The sequence below is a fragment of the Streptomyces sp. NPDC015242 genome, assembly GCF_043079125.1.
In the GTDB taxonomy this organism is placed as follows: domain Bacteria; phylum Actinomycetota; class Actinomycetes; order Streptomycetales; family Streptomycetaceae; genus Streptomyces.
The window spans coordinates 525802-544740 of record NZ_JBIBUF010000005.1; the positions used below are offsets into that span (position 1 = coordinate 525802).

The following is an 18939-nucleotide window of genomic DNA, read 5'->3' on the forward strand; positions in this document are numbered from 1 at the left end:
GCGGGGCGGTGTGCCGGTGCCGGGCGGGTCCGCGGGACCGTCCTTGACGGAACTCTGACGCGCCCGGCCGGACGGGGACCTCAGGCGGGGTTGTCGCCGTGGGTGAGGGTCTCCCAGGCGACGAAGAGGTTGTTGCTGCCGGCGGGGCGGCCGCGCTGGTTCAGCGTCCCGGTGTTGGTCATGGCGTGCCCGAGGCGGTTGGCGAGGGCGTTGTGGCCGACCTCGGTGACGGGGCCGAGTCCGGGCTTGAGCGAGCCGCCGCACAGCCAGCTCGGGACGGCCGTGCCGAGTTCGTACTTGGCGTGGAAGCCCAGCCCGTGCCGCAGCCGCTCCCCGACGTCCGTGCCGTAGAGGTCCTGGCCCTGGATCCGGCTGGTCTCGGCGACGTGCGAGATGGCAGAGAGGCCGTAGCCGGTGTGGGTGAAGTCGCGGCAGGTCTCCTGGCTGAGCCCGTTGACGAAGGTCGACTGGCCCTGCCAGTACTTGACGATCTTGTCCCGGGTGTCGAGGTTCTGGCTGGGGACGGTCTTCGGCAGCGCGCCGTCGGACTCCAGGTAGACGTAGGCGGCCGTCCGGGTGCGGAACTTTGCCATGGCCTTGTCGTAGGAGGCCTCGTCCTCCAGGAAGACGGAGATGCCGACGGCGGCCTCCATCATCGACAGCTCCCAGTTGCCGTTGGAGTTCGAGCCGTTGATGATCTCCGGCAGGTAGACGGTGCGCAGCATGGCGGCGAAGCGGCCGGAGTTCGCCCAGGTCCCGGTGTACGTGTACTTGATGATCTCGGCGGCCCTGGGCCAGGTGGAGCCGGCCCAGCCGGTCTGCAGGGGCGCGTTGCTGTTGGTGTGGTCGCGGATCACGGCGGACCAGGCGTCCATCAGCTCGATGGCCTTGCGCGCGTGCCGTTCGTCGCGCGTGACGTACCAGGCCAGGGCCTGGGTGTACGCGGCGATCGCGTCCTCGCGTTCGTCGGTGCAGCCGTGGTTGGGGTTGGAGTACGAGCCGCACTCGACGACCGCCCGGGGCCTGGGAGTGCGGTTCAGGTCGGCGTACCGGCTCGCCATCATCTGGTCGAAGGCGCTCTTCCAGGGCTGGGCGCCGGCGGTGACCTGGGAGCGGGCGAAGTCCAGCTGGCCCTGGGAGACGGTGACTCCGGGGTGGACGAAGGCGGCGGGGGCACTGGGAGCGGCGCCGGCGGGCCGGGCGAGGACTCCGGCGACGAGGGCGGCCGCGGCCGCGAGGAGAGCGGTTCTGCGCATGCGTGGGGGGCCTTCCGTTCTCGTATGTGAACGTGAAGCGCCTTTATGAACAGGCGCGCTGGACGGAGACGGTAGGTACAGACCAATTCGCCGTCAAGGTTCCGCGCACGAGAAAGGGCCGCGCCCCCGGTGGGGTGCGGCCCTGGTGTGTCTCTGCCGTGTCTCTGCGGGTCAGCGGACCTCGGTGATTTCCGGTCCGCGCTGGAGCTGGCCCATTCCGCCCGCGAAACGGGAGCCCTCCTCCTGCTGCACGCCCTCGGGGACCATCTGGGCGTCGTTGGGCAGCTTCAGGACGATCGGGTCGCGGGGCGCCATCGGGCCCTCGCCGCGGACCACGACCGTGTCCCGGAAGATCTGCTCCAGCAGCCCGGCGGCCTGCGGCTGCACCGCGCCCTGGCCCGAGATGACCCCGCGCAGGAACCAGCGGGGGCCGTCCACGCCGACGAACCGCACGACCTGGAAGCCGCCCGTGCCGTCCGGCAGCTGGACGGGGACCTGGGCACGCAGCTCCCAGCCGAGCGGGCCCTCGACCTCGTCGACGATGCCGCCCTGCTGGGTGATGCCGGTGCCGATCTCCTCGCGCACCTCGCCCCAGATGCCCTCGCGCTTGGGTGCGGCGAAGGCCTGCAGCTGGATGGCGCTGTCGCGCAGCACGACCGTCGCCGCGACGATCGCGTCGCCGGCGACCTCGACCCTGAGCTCCATGCCGTCGACACCCGGCACGAACAGGCCACCGAGGTCGACCCGCCCCTCGGCGGGGTCGCGTACCTCGGAGCTGTCCCAGGGCCCGTCGGGGCGCGGCGCCGGCTCGAGCCTCAGGCGCCCGCCCTCTTCGTCCGCCTCGGTGTCGACACCGTCGACGACCTGCTCGGCCTCGCCGGCCGCGTCCTCGGCGGCATCCCTCTTCTTGCGACGTCCGAACACGTCACTGTCCTTCCCGGTCGGATACGACCGAAGCGTATCGATTCCCACCCGTCCGACCGCCCAGGGCGGCCTGACCGCTTGTGCCGCTCGTCCCGTCCACCGCGGCGTGCCCTCCGGTGGACCCGAAGCCCCCCTCGGCCCGCGCGGAATCGGGAAGCTCCGCCACCTCCTGGAAGCGGACCCTCTCGACCTGCTGGACGACCAGTTGGGCGATCCGGTCGAAGCGCTCGAACCGCACGGCCTCGCGCGGGTCGAGATTCACCACGATCACCTTGATCTCCCCACGGTACCCGGCATCAACCGTCCCCGGGGCATTCACCAGGGCGACGCCGCAGCGCGCGGCCAGGCCGGATCGCGGGTGCACGAAGGCCGCGTACCCCTCCGGCAGCGCCACAGACACCCCGGTGGGCAGCACGGCCCGCTCCCCGGGCGCCAGTTCGCACGCCTCGGTGGTGCGCAGATCGGCCCCCGCGTCCCCGGGGTGCGCGTACGACGGAAGCGGGACGTCCGGGTCGACGCGCCGGATCAGCACGTCCACGGGCCGGCGGCTCACGGGTTCACCTCGAAGGCACGGGCCCGCCGGACCTGGTCCGGGTCGTCCATGGCCGCCTGGATCTCCTCCTTGCGGCCGTGGTCGACGAAGTGGTCGACCTTCACCTCGATGAAGAGCGCGTCGGCGCGTACGGCGACGGGACCCTCGGGGCCGCCGACCCGGCCGGTCGCGGTCGAGTAGATCTTCCGCCCGGCCACGGCCGTCACCTCGGCCTCCAGGTGCAGCGTGGTGCCGACGGGCACCGGCCGCACGAAGTCGGTCTCCAGCCGTCCGGTCACGGCGATCGTGCGCAGCAGCCAGTTCAGCGAGCCGAGGGTCTCGTCGAGGGCGCTGGCGAGCACACCGCCGTGCGCCAGACCGGGCGCACCCTGGTGGGCGGGCTGCACGGTGAACTCGGCGGTGAGCGAGACGCCCTCGCCGGCCCGCGCCTCCAGGTGCAGCCCGTGCGGCTGGTCCCCGCCGCAGCCGAAACACTGGCCGTAGTGCGCGCCGAGGAGTTCTCCCGGCGCGGGGGCGTCCGGATGGCGTACGGGCTGCACGGCGTCGGCCGGGGGCTGAAGAGCTGCGGAAGTACCACTCACAGGCGCAGACCTTACCCGCGCGTCGGCCCGCCGCGGACACCGTGCCAAGCTTGGCTCCATGCAGCTCTCCGCCGCCCCGTACGAAGAACGCCTCACCGCCCCGCGGACCTGGTGGCTGATCTCGTTCCTCGTGGGAGTCTCCCTGGCCCTGGTCCTGCTCCCGTTCGGCACGCTGCCGATGCTCGGCGGGCTGGCCGGGGGCACCGCGGTCGCCGCCGTCGCCGCGAGTTCGTACGGTTCGGTCCGCATCCGCGTCGTGGGCGACGCCCTGATCGCCGGAGAGGCGCGGATCCCCGTGGCGGCCCTGGGCGAGGCCGAGGTGCTGGACGCGGAGGAGGCCCGCGCCTGGCGCACCCACAAGGCCGACCCGCGCGCCTTCATGCTGCTGCGCGCCTACATCCCCACGGCCCTGCGCGTGGAGGTCACCGACCCGCAGGACCCGACGCCCTACCTGTACCTGTCGACGCGCGAGCCGGAGCGGCTGGCGCAGGCGCTGCGGGCCACGCGTCAGGCTTAGCACAGCCGCTCGGGTCCTCACCCGGGAGGCGGACTCGCCCCGGGCGGACTCGCCCCGCACTCGCTCCGGGAGACGGACGGCGGGTCTCTGCGCCCGCCGTCACCGAGGCTCGCTCTTCCCTCCGCCGTCGCGCCCGCGGTCGTCGCCGCGGCCCAGCGGGTCGTGGGTGATCTCGCCCATCTCCAGGGCGTCCGACGGCTGGTCCAGGGCCGGCAGGGCGTCCAGGGCGTCCCACGGCACCTGGATCCTGCGCAGGTCCTCGCGGATCCGGCCGGCGAGCTTTCTCGTCTCGCTGCGGTTCATGACCGCGCCCACGGCGGCCCCCACCATGAACGGCAGCAGGTTCGGCATGTTGCGGACCATCCGTTTCATGATCCGCTGGCGCAGCTCGCGCTTCATGCGGCTGTTCAGCGCCGTGCTGATGGTCGACGGCTTGGTCGCGTCGATGCCGCGCTCCCCCGACCACGAGTCGAGGTACGCGGTGCTGCGCTGCTTGAGGTTGCCGGGCGGTCTCACGCCGTAGACCTCGTGGAGTTCGGCGATCAGCTTCAGCTCGATCGCGGCGACGCCGGTGACCTCGGCGGCCAGTTCCGTCGGCATCGCGGGCGGCACGGGCAGCATGGCCGCCGCGCCGACACCGGCTCCGACCGTGGCCGTCGCCTTCGTGGCACCCGCGACGAGCCGGTCCGCGAGTTCCTCGGGCCCCAGCCCCGGGAACTGCCTGCGGAGCGTCGCCAGGTCCCGCACGGGGACCCGAGGGGCCAGGTCGATGATCCGGTCGGCGAGATGCGCGAGCCCCGCCCGGGCCCGCTCGCCGCCCTTGCGGGCGCTGCGCACGGCCCGCTCGCGGATCGCCCCCGCCCGCCGCCGGGCGACGGGTGCGGGGACGTCCACGGAGGCCGGGAGGTCAGCCCGGCCCGCTGCCGGTTCGAGCGAGGCCGCCTCCGTACCGGTGGAGCCTCGCTCGTCGTCACGCGCGCCGTAGGGGCCGTCTTCGATCGGCCCTTCGTCCGCTTTCCGGTGGGAGAAGCGGCGCTTCCAGGGAGGGGTCGAGCCAGTCACGGCCGACCCGCCCTCAGTCGCAGTCGCGGCAGATCGGCTGACCGTTCTTCTCCCGGGCCAGCTGGCTGCGATGGTGCACCAGGAAGCAGCTCATGCAGGTGAACTCGTCCTGCTGCTTCGGGAGCACCCGGACGGCCAGTTCCTCGTTCGAGAGGTCGGCTCCGGGCAGTTCCAGGCCTTCCGCGGCCTCGAACTCGTCGACGTCCACCGCGGAGGCCGACTTGTCGTTCCTCCGGGCCTTCAGCTCTTCGAGACTGTCCGAGTCGACGTCGTCATCGGTCTTGCGTGGAGTGTCGTAATCGGTTGCCATGTCGCTCTCCCCCTCTGGGTGTCTGCGGTGTCTCCAGCGCACGTAACGCGTGAGAGGCCGGACTTGTGCCCGACCTGAGGCGGAGATTTTGCCTCACATCAAGGTCTGTTACTCAATCGACACCCAACCGGACTCCTCATGAGTGATCGGCTTGGATGGCGATGGGGACCGTACACGGTCCGAATGCCGCACTACAAAGGCGTCTCACCGTGTACTTCCCGTGATCAAGACCCTCGAAAACCGGGATTTTCCCGGCTTTCCGCCAGGGTGCATGATCACGGAGAGTAGATGGCCAGAAAGGCGCCCCTGTGATCGATCACACACGGGACTCGTGCGGCAGCCCGTGCGAAATTCCGCGCAAAGCGAACATCCCCGCGTGTCGCCGAGTGGATCGGCGCCATGATCTCAGATGGGCAGCGTGACCCGCATCACGAGCCCCCCTCCCTCGCGCGGCTGCGCGTAGATGTGCCCGCCGTGCGCCCGGGCGACCGACCGGACGATGGACAGACCCAGTCCGACGCCCTTGTCGCTGCCCGTGCGCTCGGTGCGCAGCCGCCGGAACGGCTCGAAGAGGTTGTCGATCTCGTACGCCGGCACGACCGGGCCGGTGTTGGACACCACCAGCACCGCCTGGCCGTGCTGCACGTCGGTGGTGACCTCCACCCAGCCGTCCTCGGGCACGTTGTACCGCACGGCGTTCTGCACCAGGTTCAGCGCGATCCGCTCCAGCAGGACCCCGTTGCCCTGGACGACCGCGGGCTTCTGTTCGCCCCGGAGGGCCACGCCCCTGCTCTCGGCCTCGCCGCGCACCTGGTCGATGGCCTGCCCGGCGACCTCGGCGAGGTCCACCGGGCCCCGCTCGACGATCTGGTTGTCGCTGCGGGCGAGCAGCAGCAGGCCCTCCACGAGCTGCTCGCTGCGCTCGTTGGTGGCCAGCAGCGTCTTGCCGAGCTGCTGGAGCTCCACCGGGGCGCCCGGGTCGGACAGGTGCACCTCCAGGAGCGTGCGGTTGATCGCCAGGGGCGTCCGCAGTTCATGGGAGGCGTTGCCGACGAAGCGCTGCTGGGCCGTGAAGGCGCGCTGCAGCCGCTCCAGCATGTCGTCGAAGGTGTCCGCCAGCTCCTTCAGCTCGTCGTCCGGGCCGTCCAGCTCGATGCGGCGCGAGAGGTCCGAGCCCGCCACCGCGCGGGCGGTGCGGGTGATCCGGCCCAGCGGCGACAGCACGCGCCCCGCCATCGCGTAGCCGAAGGCGAACGCGATGACCGCCAGCCCGAGCAGGGCGAGCAGCGAGCGGCTGAGCAGGCTGTCCAGGGCGTGCCGGCGCTGCTCGTTGACGCAGGCGTTCATCGCGCTGTTGAACTCGTTCGGCGAGGCCTGGTCGGGCAGGTTGCACATCTCGCTGGTGACCTTGCCCTCGACGATCTTGAAGGGCAGGTCGCTGCCCACGTTCAGCGCCTGGGCGGCCAGCAGGTAGATGATCGACAGCAGCAGGATGCCGGCGATCAGGAACATGCCGCCGTACAGCAGCGTGAGCCGTATGCGGATCGTCGGGCGCAGCCAGGGGAACTGCGGCACGGGCCTTCTGGGGTCCCAGGTGGGCTTCGGGGGCGCCTGGGGAGGCGCGGGGGTCGCTGCCACGGGAGATCAGATCCGGTAGCCGGAGCCGGGGACGGTGACGATGACGGGCGGCTCGCCCAGCTTGCGGCGCAGGGTCATGACCGTCACGCGCACGACGTTCGTGAACGGGTCGGTGTTCTCGTCCCAGGCCTTCTCCAGGAGCTGCTCCGCCGAGACGACGGCGCCCTCGCTGCGCATCAGCACCTCCAGGACCGCGAACTCCTTGGGCGCGAGCTGGACCTCCTTGCCGTCGCGGAAGACTTCCCGGCGGTTGGGGTCGAGCTTGATGCCGGCGCGCTCCAGCACGGGGGGCAGGGGCACGCTGGTGCGCCGGCCCAGGGCGCGCACGCGCGCGATGAGCTCACTGAACGCGAACGGCTTGGGCAGGTAGTCGTCGGCGCCGATCTCCAGGCCCTCCACACGGTCGCTGACGTCGCCGGAGGCCGTGAGCATCAGTACGCGCGTGGGCATGCCGAGTTCGACGATCTTGCGGCAGACGTCGTCGCCGTGCACGAGCGGGAGGTCGCGGTCGAGGACGACCACGTCGTAGTCGTTGACGCCGATGCGCTCCAGGGCGGCCGCACCGTCGTAGACGACGTCGACGGCCATGGCCTCCCGGCGCAGTCCGGTGGCCACCGCATCGGCGAGCAGTTGCTCGTCCTCGACGACGAGTACGCGCACGTCCCTTGTCCTTCCTCATGTCCACACGCGTAGCGCTCTCGGGGCGCACGCGGGCAGGGGTCTTCGACGGTGTCGGTGTGTTGCCCTCCATCCTGCCCTTTTCGGCCATAAGTCGGAGGTAAGGCGGGTGCGGGGCCCCGGAACGCGAAGGGGAATAAGAGATTTTCTCCCGCGGTTAGGTTTCCACGGAAGGGAGCTTGGGGAGGACGGCTTTACATCCCACGATCACGCTCTGCAGGTACCGCACCACCATGCGGTGCGCACCTCTCCGCTTTTCCGCAGGGCGGGCGTGGATGTCCGGCACCGCCGCCGCCCGGCCGAGCGGGGCCGGGCATCCGCAGGAGACGTGATCGTCCCTTCCGAACGGCACACCCCCGTGCCATTCCCACGACCCAGGACGAGGGGGCGCAGCATGGACGCATTCACCGCAGGACTTCTGCAGCGCATAAGGGCGACCGAGTCCGATCTGTCCCGGGCTCGCGACGAGGGCGACGAGTTCCTCGTCGAGGTGGAGCAGGGAGAGCTCGACGACCTGCGCCGTCTCGCGGCCGAGCACGGTGTGGAGGTCAGCGCGACGAGCGTCTGATCAAGGCCCGAGCGACGGGCCCCGGCGAATCCAGCGCCGGGGCCCGTCGTGCTGTCCGGCGGTCCTCAGTCGTGCCAGGCTCCGAAGTCCTCCAGGAGGCGCTGGAGGGGCTCGAAGACGCCGGGGGTCCCGGCGACCGTCAGCTCGCCCGACGGGCGCTCTCCGGGGCGTCCACCGGTCAGCGCGCCCGCCTCCCGGGCGATCAGGTCGCCCGCCGCGAGGTCCCAGGCGTGCAGTCCGCGCTCGTAGTAGCCGTCGAGGCGTCCGGCGGCCAGGTCGCACAGGTCGACCGCGGCCGAGCCGCCGCGCCGGATGTCGCGCAGCAGCGGGATCAGCCGCCGCGCGACGTCCGCCTGGTGGGCCCGGACCTCGGCGACGTAGTTGAAGCCCGTGGAGACGAGGGCCTGGTCCAGGGGCGGCGCGGGGCGGCAGGCGAGCCTGCGCTCACCGTCCCAGGCGCCGGTGGCCCAGGCACCGCGGCCGCGCACCGCGTGGAAGGTCTCACCGCGCATCGGGGCCGTGACGACTCCGACGACGGTCTCGCCGTCCTGCTCGGCGGCGATCGAGACGGACCAGGTGGGCAGCCCGTAGAGGTAGTTGACCGTGCCGTCGAGCGGGTCGATCACCCAGCGGACGCCGCTCGTGCCCTCGGTGGAGGCGCCCTCCTCGCCGAGGATGCCGTCGTCCGGGCGCCGCTCGGCGATCAGCCCGGTGATCAGCTTCTCCGCCGCGATGTCCATCTCCGTGACGACGTCGATGGGGCTGGACTTGGTCGCGGCGACCGCCAGGTCGGCCGGACGGCCGTCACGCAGCAGCGCGCCGGCGCGGCGGGCGGCCTCCTGGGCGAGTTCGAGCAGGTCCGTGTGCAGGGGGTCGGTCACAGGGCTCCTCACGCGTAGGGGCTGTCGGCGCCCGCGGCGGCGGGCCGGGGGGCGCGGGCCGGGCAGCAGCCGACCGGGCAGAGGTCGTGGCTCGCGCCGAGCGCGCCCAGGGCGCACGGTGTGATCTCCTGCCCGCGCTCGGCGGCGGCACGCTCCAGGACGAGTTCACGGACGGCGGCGGCGAACCTCGGGTCGTCCCCGACGGTGGCCGAGCGGCGCATCGGCAGTCCCAGGTCCTCCGCCTTGGCCTTGGCCTCCGTGTCGAGGTCGTACAGGACCTCCATGTGGTCGGAGACGAAGCCGATGGGGGCGATCACCACGGCCGGGACACCGGCCGCATGGCGTTCCTCGAGGTGGTCGCAGATGTCGGGCTCCAGCCACGGGATGTGCGGGGCGCCGGAGCGCGACTGGTAGACGAGCTGCCAGGGGTGGTCGACGCCGGTGCGCTCCCGGACGGCCTCGGCGATCAGCTTCGCCACGTCCAGGTGCTGCCGCACGTACGCGCCGCCGTCGCCGTGGCCCTCCACGGGCCCGGAGGTGTCGGCTGCGGCCGTCGGGATGGAGTGCGTCGAGAAGGCCAGGTGCGCACCGTCGCGCACGTCCTCGGGCAGCTCCTGGAGGGAGCGGATCACGCCGTCGGCCATGGGCTCCACGAAGCCCGGGTGGTTGAAGTAATGCCGCAGCTTGTCGACCTTCGGCAGCTCCAGGCCCTCGCTCTCCAGGGCGGCGAGCGCGTCGGCGAGGTTCTCGCGGTACTGGCGGCAGCCCGAGTACGAGGCGTAGGCGCTGGTGGCCAGGACCAGGATGCGGCGGCGTCCGTCGCGGACCATCTCGCGCAGGGTGTCCGTGAGGTACGGCGCCCAGTTGCGGTTGCCCCAGTAGACCGGCAGGTCCAGGCCGTGCTCGGCGAAGTCCTTGCGCAGGGCGTCGAGCAGGGCGCGGTTCTGGTCGTTGATGGGGCTGACCCCGCCGAACAGGAAGTAGTGCTGCCCGACCTCCTTGAGGCGTTCCTTCGGGATGCCGCGTCCGCGCGTCACGTTCTCCAGGAACGGGACCACGTCGTCCGGGCCTTCCGGGCCGCCGAAGGAGAGCAGGAGCAGGGCGTCGTAGGGGGTGACATCGCGCGCGTCTGGCATGACTCCGATCCTGCCACCCTGCACTCACAGCCCGGAAACGGCGGGGGGCACCCGCGCGGCGCCGGTTCGGGAGCGGGCCGGCGGGCGGTTCGGAAGCGGTCGAACAGGTGCGCCAGAGACATCCGGAGTCGTAAGCTGTGTCGACTGCGTTCGCAGCTTACTGAGCCCTTCGGAGACCCCGTTGCCCAGCCCTTACCGCGCTCTGTTCGCCGCCCCCGGCACCAAGGGCTTCTCGGCCGCGGGTTTCCTCGGCCGGATGCCGCTGTCGATGATGGGCATCGGCGTGGTCACGATGGTCTCCCAGCTCACCGGGCGGTACGGCCTGGCCGGCGCCCTGTCGGCGACGATCGCGCTCGCCGCGGCGGTGGCCGGACCGCAGGTCTCCCGGCTGGTGGACCAGTACGGGCAGCGGCGGGTGCTGCGCCCGGCGACGCTGGTCTCCCTGGCTGCGGCGGCCCTCCTGCTGCTCGCCGCGCACTACCGCTGGCCGGACTGGGTCCTGTACGTGGCCTGCGTCGGCATCGGCTGCGTGCCGAGCGTCGGCGCGATGATCCGGGCCCGCTGGGCGACCCTGTACCGGGGCACCCCGCAGCTGCACACCGCGTACTCCTTCGAGTCCGTGGTGGACGAGGTGTGCTTCATCTTCGGGCCGATCATCTCCATCGGCCTGTCCACGGCCTGGTTCCCGGAGGCCGGTCCGCTGCTCGCCGCCTGTTTCCTCGCGGTGGGCGTCTTCTGGCTGACCGCCCAGCGCGCCACCGAGCCGGAGCCGCATCCGCGTGAGCGCGCGGGCGGGGGCAGCGCGCTGCGCGCCCCGGGGCTGCAGGTCCTGGTCGCCACCTTCGTCGCGACCGGGGCGATCTTCGGCGCGGTCGACGTGGTGACCGTGGCCTTCGCCGACGAGGAGGGACACAAGGCGGCCGCGAGCGTCGTCCTCGCGGTGTACGCGGCGGGTTCCTGCGTGGCGGGCATGGTCTATGGGCTGATGCACTTCGCCGGGGCACCGGAACGCCGGTGGCTGCTGGGCGTGTGCGCCATGGCCGTGAGTATGATCCCACTTCTACTGGTCGGAAACTTGCCGTTCCTGGCCGTGGCGCTGTTCGTTGCGGGTCTGTCCATCGCGCCGACGATGATCACGACGATGTCCCTCATCGAAGAGCACGTACCACGCGCGCAGCTCACCGAGGGCATGACCTGGGTGAGTACCGGGCTCGCGGTGGGGGTCGCGCTCGGCTCCTCCGCGGCCGGGTGGGTGATCGACGCGGCCGGGGCGCGCGCCGGGTACGGGGTTCCGGCGGTGTCCGGGGCCGTCGCGGTCGCGGTGGGTTTCCTCGGTTACCGCCGGCTCAAGAGGCCGGCTCCGGGTCGGGGAGGCTCCGTTGAGCAGCACAGCGAACGGAAAGAACGGCACGTGGCGTAACTGGGGCGGCAACGTCTCGGCGCGTCCCGCGCGGGAGGTCACCCCGGCCTCCGTCGACGAGCTGGCCGCCGCCGTGCGGCAGGCCGCCGAGGACGGCCTGACGGTGAAGGCCGTCGGATCCGGTCACTCCTTCACGTCCATAGCCGCGACGAACGGCGTGCTGATCCGCCCTCAACTGCTGACCGGCATACGCCGGATCGACCGCGAGAACATGACGGTCACCGTGGAGGCGGGCACCCCGCTCAAGAGACTCAACGTGGCCCTGGCGCGCGAGGGCCTGTCGCTGACGAACATGGGCGACATCATGGAGCAAACCGTCTCCGGCGCCACCGGCACGGGCACGCACGGCACGGGCCGCGACTCCGGTTCGATCGCCGCCCAGATCAGGGGCCTGGAACTGGTCACGGCGGACGGCTCGGTCCTCACCTGCTCCGAGAAGGAGAACCCGGAGGTCTTCGCGGCCGCCCGCATCGGCCTCGGAGCCCTCGGTGTCGTCACCGCCCTCACCTTCGCGGTCGAGCCCCTCTTCCTGCTCACGGCCCGCGAGGAACCGATGCCGTTCGACCAGGTCCTGGCGGACTTCGACCAACTCTGGGCCGAGAACGAGCACTTCGAGTTCTACTGGTTCCCGCACACCGGCAGCACCAACACCAAGCGCAACAACCGCAGCGCGGGCCCGGAGCAGCCCGTGCCCCCTCTCAAGAGCTGGATCGAGGACGAGTTCCTCTCCAACGGGGTCTTCCAGGTGGCCAACTGGGTGGGCCGGGCGGCGCCCGCCACGATCCCCGCCCTCGCGCGCATCTCCAGCAAGGCCCTGTCCGCGCGGACCTACACGGACATCCCTTACAAGGTCTTCACGTCTCCGCGCCGGGTGCGCTTCGTGGAGATGGAGTACGCCGTTCCGCGCGCGGCCGTCGTCGAGACGCTGCGGGAGCTGAAGAAGACGATCGACCGCTCGGGGCTGCGGATCAGCTTCCCCGTCGAGGTGCGCACCGCCCCGGCCGACGACATCACGCTCTCCACCGCCTCCGGACGCGACAGCGCCTACATCGCCGTCCACATGTTCCGGGGCACGCCCTACCACCGCTACTTCACCGCCGCCGAGCGCATCTTCACCGCCCACGAGGGCCGCCCGCACTGGGGCAAGATCCACACCCGGGACGCGGAGTACTTCTCCCGGGTGTATCCGCGCTTCGGCGAGTTCACGGCGCTGCGGGACCGTCTGGACCCTGACCGGCGGTTCCAGAACGACTACGTGCGGAGGGTCCTGGGGGCTTAGGCGACCCGGACGGAACCCTCGTGACGCCGCGTCACCTTCCGAACCCGCGTCGCAACCGGCGCACGCTCCGCGGCCGGCAACCGCACAAGAAGGGGACGTACGGCCGAAATTCCCGATTCCGATTCCGGTGATCGCGTGAAGTTCCCCACGTTCAAGATCGGGGAACGGGGGCATGGGGTGACCAAGTCCCGCCCCTTGCCAGAAGTTGGGCGGCGTGCCGATCCACGCACGTGGCCCGAATGGAGTACTGTGGCGAGCCCTGGGTCCGGTCTCCCATCAGGGTGCTCGGGACCTTTGAGGACCGCCGGGAGGGGGCTAGTTGCACAGGGTGATGAAGTTCGTCACTTAGCGTTGCGAATAGGTAACCGTGCCATAACGGCGGTCCAGGGCCCGCGCCCGACACGCCGGGCAACTCGGCAAGGTTGTGGCAGGCTGCACCCGGGCAGGCCACACTCGACTAGCGGAAGCAGCGACGCACGTGACGTCGGCAGGCACCACCCGGGAGGTCCCCATGCCCGAACTGCGTGTCGTGGCCGTCTCGAATGACGGCACACGGCTGGTGCTGAAGGCTGCGGACAGCACGGAGTACACGCTTCCGATCGACGAACGGCTCCGCGCCGCCGTGCGCGGCGACCGTCCCCGCCTCGGCCAGATCGAGATCGAGGTGGAGAGCCACCTCCGCCCCCGCGACATCCAGGCGCGTATACGCGCCGGCGCGACCGCGGAAGAGGTCGCGCAGATGGCCGGCATCCCCGTCGACCGGGTCCGCCGCTTCGAGGGTCCCGTGCTCGCCGAGCGCGCGTTCATGGCCGAGCGGGCCCGCAAGACCCCGGTCCGCCGCCCCGGCGAGAACTCCGGTCCGCCGCTCGGCGAGGCCGTGCAGGAGCGGCTGTTGCTGCGCGGGGCCGACAAGGACACCGTCCAGTGGGACTCGTGGCGTCGTGACGACGGCACGTGGGAGGTCCTGCTGGTCTACCGCGTCGCGGGCGAGCCGCACTCGGCGAGCTGGACGTACGACCCGCCGCGGCGGCTCGTCCAGGCCGTGGACGACGAGGCCCGCTCGCTGATCGGCGAGTCCGACGACCTGGCCGCGCCCGAGCCCAGCTTCCCGTTCGTGCCGCGGATCGCGCGGCTGCCGCGCGACAGGCCGCTGGACCGTCCCGGCGACCGCGAGCGGCCGAGCCTGCCCGCGCCGGCGCCGGAGCCCGACGAGGAGGCCCTGGCCATCACGGCCTCCAGCGAACGGGATTCCCTGACCAGCCTGCTGGAGGCGGTGCCGAGCTTCCGCGGCGACCTGGTGGTCCCGGAGCGCCCCGCGCCGGAGCCCGACGAGGAGCCGGTCGCCGAACCCGAGGAGGAGGAGCCCCCGGCTCCCGCCGCCTCGGCCGGTTCCGCGTACGCCGACGTCCTCATGCCGCGCTCCGTCGGCAGCCACCGCGACCGGCTCATCGGCGCCACCGACCGTCAGGCGGAGGCCGACGGGGTCCGCCCGGGCCGCAGAGCGGCCGTGCCCAGCTGGGACGAGATCGTGTTCGGCACCCGGCGCAAGAAGCAGGAGTAGCCGGGCCGACCGTCGTACGCGTACCTACGCGTGGGGGCCGCGCCTCGCCGGGCGCGGCCCCCACGCGTTCCGTTCACTGCGGGTCGGGACCCACGGCGACCGGACGGTCCGGGTCGGAGGACCACTCCGACCACGAACCGACGTACAGCTCCGCCGGAATGCCCGCGACCGCGAGCGCCAGCACCTGGTGCGCCGCGGACACGCCCGACCCGCAGTACACGCCGACGCGCGCACCCTCCGTCACGCCGAGCCCCTCGAAGCGCTCGCGGAGCTTGCCGGCGGGAAGGAAGCAGCCGTCCGTGCCGACGTTCTCCGTCGTGGGCGCCGACACCGCCCCCGGAATGTGCCCGGCCACCGGATCGATCGTTTCCACCTCGCCGCGGTACCGCTCCCCCGCCCGTGCGTCCAGCAGCACCCCGGACCGCGCCAGCGCCGCCGCGGCGTCCGCGTCGAGCAGTCCCGCCGCTCCCGGCTCGGGGGTGAAGTCGCCCTCCGCCGGAGCCGGCACGATCTTCTCCAACGGCCCCTGCCAGGACGGCAACCCGCCGTCGAGGACCCGCACGTCCGGGTGACCCGTCCAGCGCAGCAACCACCACGCCCGGGCCGCCGCCCAGCCCTGGCCACCGTCGTAGACGACCACCGGCGTCCGGGACGACACGCCCGCCCGGCGCATGGCCGCGCCGAAGCGCGCGAGGTCGGGCAGCGGATGCCGGCCGCCCGCGCCCGGGGCCGAGGCCAGCTCCCGGTCCAGGTCCACGTAGACGGCCCCGGGCAGATGCCCCGCCTCGTACGCGGCCCGGCCGTCGAACGGCGGTTCACCGGAGGCCTTCGCCGCGGTGAGCTGCCAGCGGACGTCGAGCAGGACCGGCGGGCGGGGGCCCGCCAGATCGCTCGCGAGGTCGGATGCGGAGATGATGGCGTTCATGGTCACCATCCTCGCGCACCGGGTGGCCGAGCCGTCGATGTCCGGCTACTCTGCTCCGCCGAACCGGGTCGATCACACCGCGTACGGGAACAGACACGTGCTGTACAGCTGAACGACACCCGTCGACAAGCGCGCCGCGAGGGAGAGCGCCCCGCACATCGGGCATTCTCCCGGACAACGATCGTCCCGCCGGGTGAGCCCCACGAGGGCTGCGGAGAGCACGGCCACCGCGAGGCCGAGAAGAGAGTGACGATGACCGACGCACCGGGGTCCGCCGGCCCGAACGGCACAGCACCCGCGCGGCACGCGCCCGGCACGCCCTGCTGGGTGAGTCTGATGGTGCACGGCCTGGCCGCGACCGAGGATTTCTACGGAGCGTTGTTCGGCTGGGAGTTCCGGCCCGGGCCGCAGCAACTCGGCCCGTACGTGCGCGCGCTGCTCGCCGGGCGCGAGGTGGCCGGCATCGGGCAGCTGCCGCCGGACCGGCAACTGCCCATCGCGTGGACCCCCTACTTCGCCTCGCGCAACGCCGATCTGACGGCCGAGACGGTGCGCAGCTGCGGCGGCACGATCGGTGTGGGCCCGCTGGACGCCGCCGACGCCGGCCGGCTGGCGATCGGTTCCGATCCGTCGGGAGCGGTCTTCGGCGTCTGGCAGCCCGCCGCGCACCTCGGCACGGCCGTCTCGGACGTCCCCGGCACACCCGCCTGGAACGAGCTGCTGACCTTCGAGTCGGCGACCGTCGCCAAGTTCTACCGGACGGTGTTCGGCTACGAGGAGGAGCCGGTGGTCTCGGCCGACTTCGACTACGTGACCCTGCACCTCGGTGGCCGGCCCGTCGCCGGCGTCCACGGCCTGGGGCAGGCGCTGCCCCGCGACCGGGGCCCGCACTGGGTGACGTACTTCCAGGTCGCGGACGCCCGGGACGCCTTGGACCTTCTGGTCCACCTGGGCGGCACGGTGCTCGGACCGGTGCGGGACACCCCGCAGGGGCGCGTGGTGGCGGTGGCGGATCCGGAAGGGGCGCGGTTCGCGCTGCTGCAGCGGCCGGACTGACGATCGGCGGGCCCTCGACTCTCGGCCCTCGACTTAGGCCCTCGGCCCCCGGCTCTCGCCCCCGGTCAGGCCGACGTCACCGGCAGGACGTCCGGGGACAGGGCCGCCGCGCGGGCCGTCGCGGCGGTCATGCGGCGGCGGTGGTGGCGGCGGCACAGCACCTCGTAGCCGACCTCGTCGGCGGAGTGGGTGACGTCGCCGACGACCACCTGGGCGCCCTCGACGACCATGACGCCGCCTATCGTGCGGGCGTTGTGCGTCGCGCGGGCTCCGCACCAGCACAGGGCCTCGACCTGGAGCACCTCGACCCGGTCGGCCAGTTCCACCAGCCGCTGGGAGCCCGGGAACAGCTTGGAGCGGAAGTCGGTCGTGATGCCGAAGGCGTAGACGTCCAGGCTCAGGTCGTCGACCACGCGGGCGAGTTGGTCGATCTGCTCGGGAGCGAGGAACTGCGCCTCGTCGGCGATCACGTAGTCCGCGCGGCCGCCCTGCGAGAGGTGGTCGACGAGGTAGGCGTAGAGGTCCTGCCCGTCCTCGACCTCCACGGCGTCCGTGACCAGGCCGAGGCGGGAGGAGAGCTTGCCGTGGCCGGCGCGGTCGTCGCGGGAGAAGATCATGCCCTGCAGGCCGCGCGCCGAGCGGTTGTGCTCGATCTGGAGAGCCAGCGTCGACTTCCCGCAGTCCATCGTTCCGGAGAAGAACACCAGCTCGGGCATGGGGGGTTGAGCACCTTTCGGTGGAAGGGGTCGGAGTGCGGTCTCAGGAGCGTACTTCGAGCAGCGGGACCAGCTGCTCGGCGGGGGTCATCGAACCGTGGTTGCCGACCATCGCCGACTCCTTGGGCTCCCGCTCGGAGGCGATGAGCAGGACGTCGTCGCGCGCGGCGGCGACCACGTCGCCGATCCGGTCGTACACCCGGGCGTCGATGTGCGGGCCGAACCAGCCCGCCTCGACGGCCTGGTCGCGGGAGGCGACCCAGAACTGCTCGCCGAGCACCTCGCGCCAGCAGGTCAGCACGTCGTTGGCGGCACCCGGGACGGCGTAGACATGCCGGGCGCGGCCCTCACCGCCGAGCAGGGCGACTCCGGCGCTGAGCTCCCAGTCCTCGTCGAAGTCGATGCGGTGCTGCTCGCCGAAGGGCACATCGATCATGCCGTGGTCGGCGGTGACGTACAGGGCGCTGCGCGGGGGCAGTTGCTCCGCGAGGCGCTGGACCAGGCGGTCGGCGTACATGAGCTGGCCGCGCCAGGCGTCCGAGTCGACGCCGAAGCGATGGCCGGCGCCGTCGACCTCGGCGAAGTACGTGTAGACCAGGGAGCGGTCGCCCGCGGCCAGTTGCTCGGCGGCCAGGTCCATGCGGTCCTCGCCGGTCAGCCGCCCGAGGAACGTTCCGCCACTGAGCGCGACCCGGGTCAGCGGGGTGTTCTCGAAGGTCGGGGACGACACCTGCGCCGCGTGCACGCCCGCCTGGTGGGCCAGCTGGAAGATCGTGGGGTACGGCTGCCAGGGGCCCGGCGGGGTCCAGGGCTGCCAGCGCAGCTGGTTCATCAGCTCGCCGGTGTCCGGATTGCGCACCGTGTAGCCGGGCAGGCCGTGCGCGCCGGGCGGCAGGCCGGTGCCCACGGAGGCGAGGGAGGTGGCCGTGGTAGCCGGATAGCCGGCCGTGAGGGGGCGCCCGGTGCCGCCGCGCGAGGTGGCGAGCAGGGACGTCATGAACGGGGCGTCCTCGGGATGCGCCTTCAGCTGCTCCCAGCCGAGGCCGTCGATCAGGAAGACGCAGTTCCGGTCGGCGGGGGTCAGCTCGGGGATCGTGGCGGTCATGCCGGGCACGCCCAGGCCTGCGGCCAGGGTGGGCAGCAGGTCGGCGAGGGAGCCGCTGCCGTACTCGGGGACCGGCGCGGAGGCCACGGTGAGCGGCTCGGGGTGCTGGTCCCAGGCCGTTTTCGGCTGTGTCATCAGCGGGCGCTGTCCGCGGTCGCCTCGGAGAGGGCCTGGGCGAAGGCGAGGGCCTGGCGCACGGTCTCCGGTCCGTCCCCGGCCTCGCTCACGCGGAGGCTGAGGTCGTCCGCCGTGGAGTTGCCGGTGTAGCCGTGGTCGGCCTCGCAGTTGGGGTCGCCGCAGGCGGCCGGCTCCAGGTCGATGCGGGAGACGGCGCCCCAGCCGATGGTGAGCACCACCTCGCGGGGCAGGGTGCCCGGCTTGTACGACTCCGGGTTGGCGACCACGCGGCTGACCACGATCGACGAGATGCGGCCGATCTTCACGGACTCCGTGGACGTCGTGGCGTACGGCGTGGGGGACGTGCTGTCGGCGGCCTGCTCGTCGGTGTGGCTGACGATGAAGCGGTTGTCCGTGAGGACGAGCACCGTCACGTGCCGGCGCACCTCGTTCTGGTCGAACGTCGTCTCCTGGTGGACCAGGTACGACCGGATGGGCTCGCCGCCCACGGCGGCCTCCACCGCCTCGGCCACGAGGGCCGGGTAGTAGCCGCTGCGCTCGATCGCCGCCCGCAGCCCCTGGGTCGTCGTACTGGTCTTGGCCATGACGCCCATCCTACGGGGGACCACTGACTGCGAGGCACCGCTCGCCCCCGG

Annotated in this window: 20 protein-coding genes; 6 read left to right on the plus strand and 14 right to left on the minus strand. The window is 72.1% G+C overall.

The window, feature by feature from the left end; all coding sequences use genetic code 11:
• Window positions 1–80 precede the first annotated feature (80 nt).
• The 4 genes from ACF07N_RS20000 to ACF07N_RS20015 all read right to left on the minus strand — a co-directional run bounded on the left by ACF07N_RS20000 (window position 81) and on the right by ACF07N_RS20015 (window position 3314).
• Window positions 81–1256, minus strand: coding sequence for an alginate lyase family protein (locus tag ACF07N_RS20000; protein WP_392114600.1), 1176 nt, complete (start codon window positions 1254–1256; stop codon window positions 81–83).
• Between the two features lie 171 nt (window positions 1257–1427).
• Complete coding sequence (locus ACF07N_RS20005; RefSeq protein ID WP_309094472.1) at window positions 1428–2180, minus strand: DUF3710 domain-containing protein; 753 nt, start codon at window positions 2178–2180, stop codon at window positions 1428–1430.
• A gap of 1 nt (window position 2181) precedes the next feature.
• The gene (gene dut / locus ACF07N_RS20010; protein WP_383584779.1) at window positions 2182–2733 is read right to left on the minus strand and encodes a dUTP diphosphatase; all 552 of its coding nucleotides are present in this window, start codon (window positions 2731–2733) and stop codon (window positions 2182–2184) included.
• On the minus strand, window positions 2730–3314 hold the full coding sequence (locus ACF07N_RS20015) for a PaaI family thioesterase (protein WP_392114604.1): 585 nt from the start codon (window positions 3312–3314) through the stop codon (window positions 2730–2732). Before ACF07N_RS20015 ends, dut begins: the two co-directional genes overlap by 4 nt.
• Window positions 3315–3372: 58 nt before the next feature.
• Between ACF07N_RS20015 and ACF07N_RS20020 the strand changes: the two genes are divergently transcribed.
• Window positions 3373–3831, plus strand: a complete 459-nt coding sequence (locus tag ACF07N_RS20020; RefSeq protein ID WP_392114607.1) for a DUF3093 domain-containing protein — start codon at window positions 3373–3375, stop codon at window positions 3829–3831.
• Between the two features lie 99 nt (window positions 3832–3930).
• Here the strand turns inward: ACF07N_RS20020 and ACF07N_RS20025 are convergent, their stop codons facing one another.
• The 4 genes from ACF07N_RS20025 to ACF07N_RS20040 form a co-directional block, all read right to left on the minus strand.
• A complete protein-coding gene (locus ACF07N_RS20025) occupies window positions 3931–4893 on the minus strand; it encodes a hypothetical protein (RefSeq protein ID WP_392114610.1) in 963 nt (320 codons plus the stop codon).
• Window positions 4894–4906: 13 nt separating this feature from the next.
• The gene (locus ACF07N_RS20030) at window positions 4907–5203 is read right to left on the minus strand and encodes a DUF4193 domain-containing protein (RefSeq protein ID WP_003993510.1); all 297 of its coding nucleotides are present in this window, start codon (window positions 5201–5203) and stop codon (window positions 4907–4909) included.
• 405 nt (window positions 5204–5608) lie between these two features.
• Entirely contained in the window at window positions 5609–6841 is a 1233-nt protein-coding gene (locus ACF07N_RS20035) for a sensor histidine kinase (protein ID WP_392114613.1), read from the minus strand.
• A 6-nt stretch (window positions 6842–6847) separates the two neighbouring features.
• Window positions 6848–7501: a response regulator transcription factor gene (locus tag ACF07N_RS20040; RefSeq protein WP_003993508.1), complete on the minus strand. Its 654-nt coding sequence runs from the start codon at window positions 7499–7501 to the stop codon at window positions 6848–6850.
• A gap of 412 nt (window positions 7502–7913) precedes the next feature.
• On the opposite strand from ACF07N_RS20040, the gene ACF07N_RS20045 reads away from it, so the two are divergent.
• Entirely contained in the window at window positions 7914–8087 is a 174-nt protein-coding gene (locus ACF07N_RS20045) for a hypothetical protein (RefSeq protein WP_184989363.1), read from the plus strand.
• 65 nt (window positions 8088–8152) lie between these two features.
• On the opposite strand, the gene ACF07N_RS20050 is transcribed toward ACF07N_RS20045, so the two are convergent.
• Entirely contained in the window at window positions 8153–8968 is an 816-nt protein-coding gene (locus ACF07N_RS20050) for an inositol monophosphatase family protein (protein ID WP_383330661.1), read from the minus strand.
• Between the two features lie 8 nt (window positions 8969–8976).
• A complete protein-coding gene (locus tag ACF07N_RS20055) occupies window positions 8977–10104 on the minus strand; it encodes a ferrochelatase (protein ID WP_383330664.1) in 1128 nt (375 codons plus the stop codon).
• Between the two features lie 181 nt (window positions 10105–10285).
• Between ACF07N_RS20055 and ACF07N_RS20060 the strand changes: the two genes are divergently transcribed.
• The 3 genes from ACF07N_RS20060 to sepH all read left to right on the plus strand — a co-directional run bounded on the left by ACF07N_RS20060 (window position 10286) and on the right by sepH (window position 14364).
• Window positions 10286–11524: an MFS transporter gene (locus tag ACF07N_RS20060; protein ID WP_383338096.1), complete on the plus strand. Its 1239-nt coding sequence runs from the start codon at window positions 10286–10288 to the stop codon at window positions 11522–11524.
• A complete protein-coding gene (locus ACF07N_RS20065; protein ID WP_392114618.1) occupies window positions 11484–12803 on the plus strand; it encodes a D-arabinono-1,4-lactone oxidase in 1320 nt (439 codons plus the stop codon). Before ACF07N_RS20060 ends, ACF07N_RS20065 begins: the two co-directional genes overlap by 41 nt.
• 511 nt (window positions 12804–13314) lie before the next feature.
• The gene (gene sepH / locus ACF07N_RS20070; protein WP_383330673.1) at window positions 13315–14364 is read left to right on the plus strand and encodes a septation protein SepH; all 1050 of its coding nucleotides are present in this window, start codon (window positions 13315–13317) and stop codon (window positions 14362–14364) included.
• Between the two features lie 73 nt (window positions 14365–14437).
• On the opposite strand, the gene ACF07N_RS20075 is transcribed toward sepH, so the two are convergent.
• Entirely contained in the window at window positions 14438–15289 is an 852-nt protein-coding gene (locus ACF07N_RS20075) for a sulfurtransferase (RefSeq protein WP_392114621.1), read from the minus strand.
• Between the two features lie 252 nt (window positions 15290–15541).
• Here ACF07N_RS20075 and ACF07N_RS20080 point away from each other — a divergent pair, with 252 nt between their 5' ends.
• Window positions 15542–16345, plus strand: a complete 804-nt coding sequence (locus ACF07N_RS20080; protein ID WP_392114624.1) for a VOC family protein — start codon at window positions 15542–15544, stop codon at window positions 16343–16345.
• Between the two features lie 65 nt (window positions 16346–16410).
• Here the strand turns inward: ACF07N_RS20080 and ACF07N_RS20085 are convergent, their stop codons facing one another.
• From ACF07N_RS20085 to ACF07N_RS20095, 3 genes are read right to left on the minus strand one after another with little or no spacing between them, the layout of a single operon-like run.
• Entirely contained in the window at window positions 16411–17061 is a 651-nt protein-coding gene (locus ACF07N_RS20085; RefSeq protein ID WP_392114627.1) for a thymidine kinase, read from the minus strand.
• A 43-nt stretch (window positions 17062–17104) separates the two neighbouring features.
• Complete coding sequence (locus ACF07N_RS20090) at window positions 17105–18301, minus strand: alkaline phosphatase family protein (RefSeq protein WP_383338086.1); 1197 nt, start codon at window positions 18299–18301, stop codon at window positions 17105–17107.
• Entirely contained in the window at window positions 18301–18888 is a 588-nt protein-coding gene (locus ACF07N_RS20095; RefSeq protein WP_309094457.1) for a DUF5998 family protein, read from the minus strand. Before ACF07N_RS20095 ends, ACF07N_RS20090 begins: the two co-directional genes overlap by 1 nt.
• Window positions 18889–18939: the final 51 nt, after the last annotated feature.

What these genes read in the sequence shown, in the direction of transcription:
- ACF07N_RS20000 (WP_392114600.1), bottom strand. Translation starts at nt 1,256, where the DNA reads ATGCGCAGAACCGCTCTCCTCGCGGCCGCGGCCGCCCTCGTCGCCGGA.
- ACF07N_RS20020 (WP_392114607.1), top strand. Translation starts at nt 3,373, where the DNA reads ATGCAGCTCTCCGCCGCCCCGTACGAAGAACGCCTCACCGCCCCGCGG.
- ACF07N_RS20030 (WP_003993510.1), bottom strand. Translation starts at nt 5,203, where the DNA reads ATGGCAACCGATTACGACACTCCACGCAAGACCGATGACGACGTCGAC.
- ACF07N_RS20045 (WP_184989363.1), top strand. Translation starts at nt 7,914, where the DNA reads ATGGACGCATTCACCGCAGGACTTCTGCAGCGCATAAGGGCGACCGAG.
- ACF07N_RS20055 (WP_383330664.1), bottom strand. Translation starts at nt 10,104, where the DNA reads ATGCCAGACGCGCGCGATGTCACCCCCTACGACGCCCTGCTCCTGCTC.
- sepH (WP_383330673.1), top strand. Translation starts at nt 13,315, where the DNA reads ATGCCCGAACTGCGTGTCGTGGCCGTCTCGAATGACGGCACACGGCTG.
- ACF07N_RS20075 (WP_392114621.1), bottom strand. Translation starts at nt 15,289, where the DNA reads ATGAACGCCATCATCTCCGCATCCGACCTCGCGAGCGATCTGGCGGGC.
- ACF07N_RS20080 (WP_392114624.1), top strand. Translation starts at nt 15,542, where the DNA reads ATGACCGACGCACCGGGGTCCGCCGGCCCGAACGGCACAGCACCCGCG.
- ACF07N_RS20085 (WP_392114627.1), bottom strand. Translation starts at nt 17,061, where the DNA reads ATGCCCGAGCTGGTGTTCTTCTCCGGAACGATGGACTGCGGGAAGTCG.
- ACF07N_RS20090 (WP_383338086.1), bottom strand. Translation starts at nt 18,301, where the DNA reads ATGACACAGCCGAAAACGGCCTGGGACCAGCACCCCGAGCCGCTCACC.
- ACF07N_RS20095 (WP_309094457.1), bottom strand. Translation starts at nt 18,888, where the DNA reads ATGGCCAAGACCAGTACGACGACCCAGGGGCTGCGGGCGGCGATCGAG.